Source organism: Litorivivens sp. (assembly GCF_041625495.1).
Lineage (GTDB): Bacteria > Pseudomonadota > Gammaproteobacteria > Pseudomonadales > Spongiibacteraceae > Litorivivens.
Genome location: NZ_JBFJTH010000193.1, coordinates 1 through 6460, shown reverse-complemented (window position 1 = coordinate 6460; position 6460 = coordinate 1). Strand labels below are relative to the sequence as shown.

Here is a 6460-nt window from a genome sequence, read left to right as displayed (position 1 = left end):
GGTCGTGATGACCGAAAAAGATGCGGTAAAATGTCAGTCTTTCGCCCGCGACAATTTCTGGATGCTGCCTGTGACCGCAGCGTTGCCTGCGGAGTTCTTTGTTGGCCTTGATAAACAGTTGAAAACTTTAACAGAGGAAGCTCGTTGATGAGTTTTAGCGTCATCATTCCCGCCCGTTTTGCTTCCACTCGCCTGCCGGGCAAACCACTGCTGGATATTGGAGGTAAGTCAATGATCCAGCACGTTTGGGAGAGAGCGAGCATGAGCGGTGCTAGTCGAGTCATTGTGGCAACCGACGATGAGCGGGTATTCAGCGCCTGTCAGGAGTTCGGTGCCCAGGTGTGCATGACCAGTGAAGCGCATCAATCGGGTACGGACCGGCTACAGGAAGTTGCCAGTGTGATGGCAATGGCTGACGACGAGATTGTGGTCAATGTGCAGGGCGACGAACCATTGATTCCGCCTGCAGTGATCGATCAGGTGGCCGCCAATTTAGCGGCTCATCCTCAGGCCAGAATGGCAACACTGGCAGAGCCTATCGAAACGCTGGCCGCCCTACAAAATCCCAACGTGGTAAAAATAGCCAGAGCGGTAGATGGTTTCGCCCTGTATTTTAGCCGTGCCTGCGTGCCGTGGGCGCGGGACGAATTTGCAGCCGCACCAGACAATTTGCCCGCCGATATTCCGTTTTGGCGTCATATTGGCATTTATGCGTACCGGGTAAGTTTGCTTAACGATTTCGTCAATTGGCCCATGGGGCAGCTGGAAGCGGCTGAAAAACTGGAGCAGCTGCGGGCCATGGAAAATGGTGTGCGTATTCATGTCGATGCTGCCAGTGCCGCCATTCCCGGTGGTGTCGACACCCAGGCCGATCTTGATGCTGTGCGTGAGGTTGTTGGGAATACGCAGGCTGGGGGTGGTCAGTGACCCGGGTACTGTTTGTTTGTCTGGGTAATATCTGCCGTTCCCCAACGGCTCATGCTGTCTTTGAGCACATGGTGCAACAGCGTGGATTATCGTCGCAAATAATGGTGGATTCAGCCGGCACGGGAGATTGGCATATTGGTCATTCGCCGGACAAGCGGGCAACGGCCACGGCCAAAACCCGTGGCATCGATATGACTCATTTGCGCGCCCGGCAGTTTACCCGAGATGATTTTGCCCGCTTCGACTATGTGCTGGCGATGGACAATAGCAACCTGAAGGATATGCTGGCGTTGGAGCCGGCAGGGCATACCGCGACGGTCAGGCTTTTCCTGGAATTTGCGACACGCTTTACTGAACGTGAAGTTCCTGATCCCTATTACGGCGGTGACGAGGGCTTTGAATACGTGTTTGACCTGGTAGAGGATGCCTCTCTGGGGCTTATCCGGCATATCCAAGAGACGTCTTCTTGAAACTTCAGCAGGCCGTTTCACTGCAGCCCTTTAATACACTTGCGGTGCCAGCGCGAGCCCGCTACCTAGTGGCGGTTGATTCGTTGGGCGCCCTTCAGGAAGCCGTCGATTATTCCCGCCAGCAGGGTCTGGAACGCATGGTCTTGGGTGGTGGCAGTAATATCGTGCTGGCTAGCGATTTCCCCGGGTTAGTCATTCAACTGAATCTACGGGGCTCGGAGATTTTGGAAGAACGCGCTGACGCGGTAACGGTTCAGGTGGCTGCGGGCGAAAATTGGGATGATTTTGTTCGATTCAGTTTGGATCAGGGTTGGTATGGCCTGGAAAACCTGAGCGCCATTCCCGGCAATGTGGGCGCGGCGCCCATCCAGAATATCGGCGCCTATGGGGTGGAACTCAGCTCGGTGCTAAAAGCAGTGGTCGGCTACGATATTGAAGCGGGGACGATGCGGCGACTGGAGCGTGAGGCTTGTGAACTCGCCTATCGAGACAGTATCTTCAAACATACGCTCAAGGATCGCTTTGTGATAACGGCGGTTGAGTTGCGGCTTTCGAAAATAGCGCAGCCGGAAACCAGTTATCCTGCCCTGATGGCCGAGCTGGCCGATGAAACGCCAACACCGGAGGCTGTTGCGCAGGCGGTACGTCGCGTGCGCGCCAGAAAACTGCCGGCGCCGGATACGCTGCCCAATGCCGGCAGTTTTTTCAAAAACCCGATTGTTGATCAGGCCTGCTATGAGCGGCTGCGCAATGCGCATCCTGCGATGCCGGCCTGGCCAGTCGCGTCAGGAGTTAAGCTCGCGGCAGGTTGGTTATTGGAGCAGGCGGGTTGGAAAGGCTATAGGGGCGAGGGCGATCTCTCCGGTTTGGGTACCTATCACGAGCAGGCGCTGGTGCTGATTAATCCGGGGCGAGTTGCAGGCCAACAGGTGTTAGCTCTGGCTCGGGCCATAACAGAATCGGTAAGCGAACGTTTCGGCGTAGAGCTGGACATCGAGCCCAGAGTCTACGGTTAGTCCGATGTCAGATCTGTTTGCCGAAGAATCCGCCATGCAATGGATAGCATTGGGGCAGAGCAGGCTTGGTATACAGAGGACCTTTTTGAGTGACCACCAGTCTTGGTACGAACAGCTGGTGCGAGAGGTGACTTGGGAACAGCCGGAAGTCAATCTCTACGGAAAACGGCACAAAGTGCCACGATTGACGGCTTTTCAGGGCGATGAAGGGGTAAGTTACCGGTATTCGGGCCTGCGCCATGAGGCCAGCGGTTGGAGCCCAACGTTACACTTGATGAAAAATCGTATCGACAGTCTGCTTGGGACACGATTTAATACCGTGTTACTCAATTGGTATCGAAATGGACTTGATACCATGGGCTTTCATGCTGATGACGAGCGCGAACTGGGTGAAAACCCGGTAATAGCGTCAGTCAGTCTGGGTAGTGATCGCCGTTTCGTGATAAAGCGGCGCGATAATAACAAGATTAAACGAGAAATAGTGTTAAGCGGGGGATCGCTGCTGGTAATGGCGGACCGTTTTCAGCGTGAATGGCTGCACGGTATTCCAGCGGACAAACGGCTGACAAGTGGCCGTATCAACCTGACCTTTCGCCAGGTTCTGGTTTAACGTCCCCCGACGGCTGCACCGGTTATACGCGGGCTGGTAGCGGCGACAACTACAAACACAGGGACAGTGGCAAGCGCCGGCAGGGATGAAACGGCGATGCAGGAGTATCGAGCATGGTCAGTATCCTGTTGGCTGACGATCACGAATTGGTTCGTTTTGGTGTCGAAAAGATGCTGGAAGCCGAGCAAAGCTACCAGATTGTCGCCACCGCAAGAACGGGTGAGGAGGCAATTGAAGGGGCGAAGCAATACCGTCCGGATATTGTGCTTATGGATCACCAGATGCCGGGCTTGGGCGGTCTTGGCGCCACCCGTCGCATTGTGCAGACCTGTCCTAGTACCAAGGTTATTGGCCTAAGTGTGTATTCTGACGAACCTTACCCGTCCCAGTTTTTGAAAGCCGGTGCCAGTGGTTATGTCACCAAGGGTTCCAGCTTTGACGATATAGTCAAAGCGATTAAGACCGTACTGCGGGGAGGGTGCTATATCAGTCCGGAAGCCGCGGGCAACATGGCGCTGCATAGCCTGGGTGAAAAGTCGTCACCGTTTGATTCCCTGTCGCGGCGGGAACTGGAAATTTCACTGATGCTGGTGAATTGTGAAAAAGTGGCCAGCATTTCGCGGGTGCTCAATATCAGTACAAAAACGGTGAATACCTACCGTTATCGTATTTTTGAGAAGCTTAACGTGAACAGCGATGTAGAGTTGGCGTGGTTGGCATTGCGGCACGGTGTGGTAGAGTTGCCCACGACATCCTGACCTGCCACGGCACATGAGCAGTACCTCCTTCGACCACGAAAATTTTCTGAAAAATGTTACTCGCAAAGCCGGCGTCTATGTGATGCAGGATGCCGAGCGGGACATTCTCTATATTGGCAAGGCTAAAAACCTGCGTAGCCGGCTGGCGAGTTATTTTAGGGCTTCAGGGCTGGCGGCCAAGACCATGGCGCTGGTGCAGCGCATTGCGCATATTGATGTGACAGTAACAGCGACCGAAGGTGAGGCGCTGCTGCTGGAGCAGAACCTCATCAAGCAGTACAAGCCGCCGTATAACATCCTGTTGCGGGACGATAAATCCTATCCTCATATTTATGTGTCTACCCAGCATGACTATCCGCGAATCAGCGTTCATCGCGGCGCCAAAGCTGCGGACGGGCGCTATTTCGGGCCCTATCCCAGTGCCTCGGCGGTGCGCGAAAGCCTGAATTTGTTACAGAAAGTGTTCCGGGTGAGGCAGTGTGAAGACAGCTACTTTGCCAACCGCAGTCGCCCCTGTTTGCAGTACCAGATAAACCGTTGTACCGGACCGTGTGTCAATAAAATCAGCAAGGATGCGTACGGCGAAGACGTCCGTCATACCATGATGTTTCTGGAAGGCAAAAATGCCTCGGTGATCGAAGAGCTGGCGGATCAAATGGAAGCTGCGGCCGAGCAGCTTGAGTTTGAGCAAGCGGCCCAGTATCGCGACCAGATATCGCAGTTGCAGAAGGTGCAGGCAAGTCAGTGGATCGAGGGTGAAGCTGGCGATATGGATATTGTTGCCGCCGTTATTCGCGCCGGGCAGGCCTGTGTGCAGCTGCTTTACGTTAGGGCCGGCCGCATTCTCGGGAGTCGCAGTTATTACCCTAAGCTGCAGTTGGAAGAAACCGAGGGTGAAGTGCTCGAAGCGTTTATTGCACAGTATTATCTGGCCAGTAATCGCGACATGCCCCGGGAGCTGGTAGTAAACCGGCCTCTGCCAGATGCTGCATTGCTGGCCAGCGCCCTTACTGAAGCTAAGGGGCAGAAACTCAACATCTCGCTGAACGTACGCGCCGCACGGGCCAAGTGGCTCAGCCTCGCGGAAACCGCCGCAGAACAGAATCTGGGCACCCGGTTGGCGACCCAGGCCAATACCACAGCGCGCTACGAGGCTCTGCAGGCCGCCTTATCGTTGGAAGAGATGCCTCAGCGCCTCGAGTGCTTTGATATCAGCCACAGCCAGGGCGAATCCACTGTGGCCTCCTGTGTGGTTTTTGACGGCAGCGGGCCGTTAAAGTCTGACTATCGGCAGTTCAATATCGATGGCATAACCGCAGGGGATGATTACGCGGCCATGGCGCAGGCGCTCACGCGGCGCTACAAGCGGGTAGCGGCGGGGGAGTTCCCGGTGCCCGATATCTTGCTTATCGATGGTGGTAAAGGGCAGCTCGGGGCGGCAAAAAATGTTCTGGAAGAAATGAATCTGCCGGATATGTTGTTGCTCGGTGTGGCCAAAGGTAGTGACCGCAAGGCGGGCTTGGAGGTGCTGATACGTGGCGATACCGGTGAGGAGCTGAGGTTGCCTGGCAATAGCCCGGCGCTCCACCTGATACAGCATATCCGAGATGAGTCCCATCGCTTTGCCATTACCGCACATAAAAACCGTCGCGACAAAAAGCGACGGCAGTCCACGCTAGATAGCATTCCGGGTGTTGGCGCCAAGCGTCGCAAGGAGCTGCTGCGCCAGTTTGGGGGCTTGCAGGGCATACGCTCAGCCAGTATTGAGGATTTACAGCGGGTGCCAGGTATCAGTGCCAAAATCGCCCAAACCATCTATGACAGCCTGCGAAGCGAGTAACACGAGTACTTCAGTAGCTTCTCGGGCTAAAGCTCCCTAAAATGGGGGGACTACGCAGTCGGATCATTCATGAATATTCCCAATCTTTTAACGCTGTTCCGGATTTTCCTCATCCCGGTATTTGTTGTGCTGTTTTATCTGCCGCTGGAGAACCGAGCGTTTTACACGGCGCTGGTTTTTTCCATCGCCGGCATTACTGACTGGGCGGACGGGTATTTTGCGCGCAAGCTGGGCCAGTTTACGCCGCTGGGGGCATTCCTCGACCCGGTGGCGGATAAACTGATGGTGGCGATAGCACTGGCGTTGCTGATTGAAGCCTACGATGCTTGGTGGTTCACGCTGCCAGCGGTAGTGATCATTGGCCGCGAAATCGTGATTTCTGCGCTGAGAGAGTGGATGGCGGAGCTGGGTAAGCGCACCAGCGTCGCCGTGTCGTATATCGGCAAGTTGAAAACCACGGCGCAGATTATTGCGATCATCGGGCTATTGCTGTTTCAGGACAGTCGGGACGGTGTGTTGTATACGATCAATATGATTGCGCTCTATGTGGCGGCCCTGCTCACTCTGTGGTCAATGATTGTATATCTGCGTGCCGCATGGCCTGATCTTCGCCCGGAAAATCCGTAACGTTCCTTTATTTTCAACCAATTGCGGTTCATCGCTTGACTCACAGCCCCCAGTGAATAGAATAACCGCCTTCGCTGATCAGGGCGCCAAGCGTGGCTCTGTAGGCTGGCCGAAAGGCCAAAGCATGCGGGAATAGCTCAGTTGGTAGAGCGCAACCTTGCCAAGGTTGAGGTCGCCGGTTCGAGCCCGGTCGTCCGCTCCCGGAGGGCGGC

8 protein-coding genes and 1 tRNA gene are annotated in these 6460 nt (G+C 55.2%); all 9 read left to right on the top strand.

What is annotated here, in order from left to right; genetic code table 11:
• Nucleotides 1-7 precede the first annotated feature (7 nt).
• The 9 genes from ABYP39_RS16555 to ABYP39_RS16515 all read left to right on the top strand — a co-directional run bounded on the left by ABYP39_RS16555 (nucleotide 8) and on the right by ABYP39_RS16515 (nucleotide 6447).
• Entirely contained in the window at nucleotides 8-148 is a 141-nt protein-coding gene (locus ABYP39_RS16555; RefSeq protein WP_372783648.1) for a tetraacyldisaccharide 4'-kinase, read from the top strand.
• Nucleotides 148-927 carry a 3-deoxy-manno-octulosonate cytidylyltransferase gene (gene kdsB, locus ABYP39_RS16550; protein WP_372758580.1) on the top strand — a complete coding sequence of 260 codons (780 nt, stop codon included), beginning with the start codon at nucleotides 148-150 and terminating at the stop codon, nucleotides 925-927. Before ABYP39_RS16555 ends, kdsB begins: the two co-directional genes overlap by 1 nt.
• Nucleotides 924-1397, top strand: a complete 474-nt coding sequence (locus ABYP39_RS16545; protein ID WP_372758581.1) for a low molecular weight protein-tyrosine-phosphatase — start codon at nucleotides 924-926, stop codon at nucleotides 1395-1397. The genes kdsB and ABYP39_RS16545 overlap by 4 nt, the downstream gene beginning before the upstream one ends.
• Nucleotides 1394-2413: a UDP-N-acetylmuramate dehydrogenase gene (gene murB / locus ABYP39_RS16540; protein ID WP_372783646.1), complete on the top strand. Its 1020-nt coding sequence runs from the start codon at nucleotides 1394-1396 to the stop codon at nucleotides 2411-2413. The genes ABYP39_RS16545 and murB overlap by 4 nt, the downstream gene beginning before the upstream one ends.
• Nucleotides 2414-2417: 4 nt before the next feature.
• Nucleotides 2418-3023, top strand: a complete 606-nt coding sequence (locus ABYP39_RS16535; protein ID WP_372748942.1) for an alpha-ketoglutarate-dependent dioxygenase AlkB — start codon at nucleotides 2418-2420, stop codon at nucleotides 3021-3023.
• A 113-nt stretch (nucleotides 3024-3136) separates the two neighbouring features.
• On the top strand, nucleotides 3137-3781 hold the full coding sequence (locus ABYP39_RS16530) for a response regulator (protein ID WP_372748943.1): 645 nt from the start codon (nucleotides 3137-3139) through the stop codon (nucleotides 3779-3781).
• A gap of 13 nt (nucleotides 3782-3794) precedes the next feature.
• A complete protein-coding gene (uvrC, locus tag ABYP39_RS16525) occupies nucleotides 3795-5621 on the top strand; it encodes an excinuclease ABC subunit UvrC (RefSeq protein WP_372783644.1) in 1827 nt (608 codons plus the stop codon).
• 69 nt (nucleotides 5622-5690) lie between these two features.
• Nucleotides 5691-6248, top strand: coding sequence for a CDP-diacylglycerol--glycerol-3-phosphate 3-phosphatidyltransferase (pgsA, locus tag ABYP39_RS16520; RefSeq protein WP_372783642.1), 558 nt, complete (start codon nucleotides 5691-5693; stop codon nucleotides 6246-6248).
• 126 nt (nucleotides 6249-6374) lie between these two features.
• Nucleotides 6375-6447, top strand: a tRNA-Gly gene (locus ABYP39_RS16515).
• Nucleotides 6448-6460 lie beyond the last annotated feature (13 nt).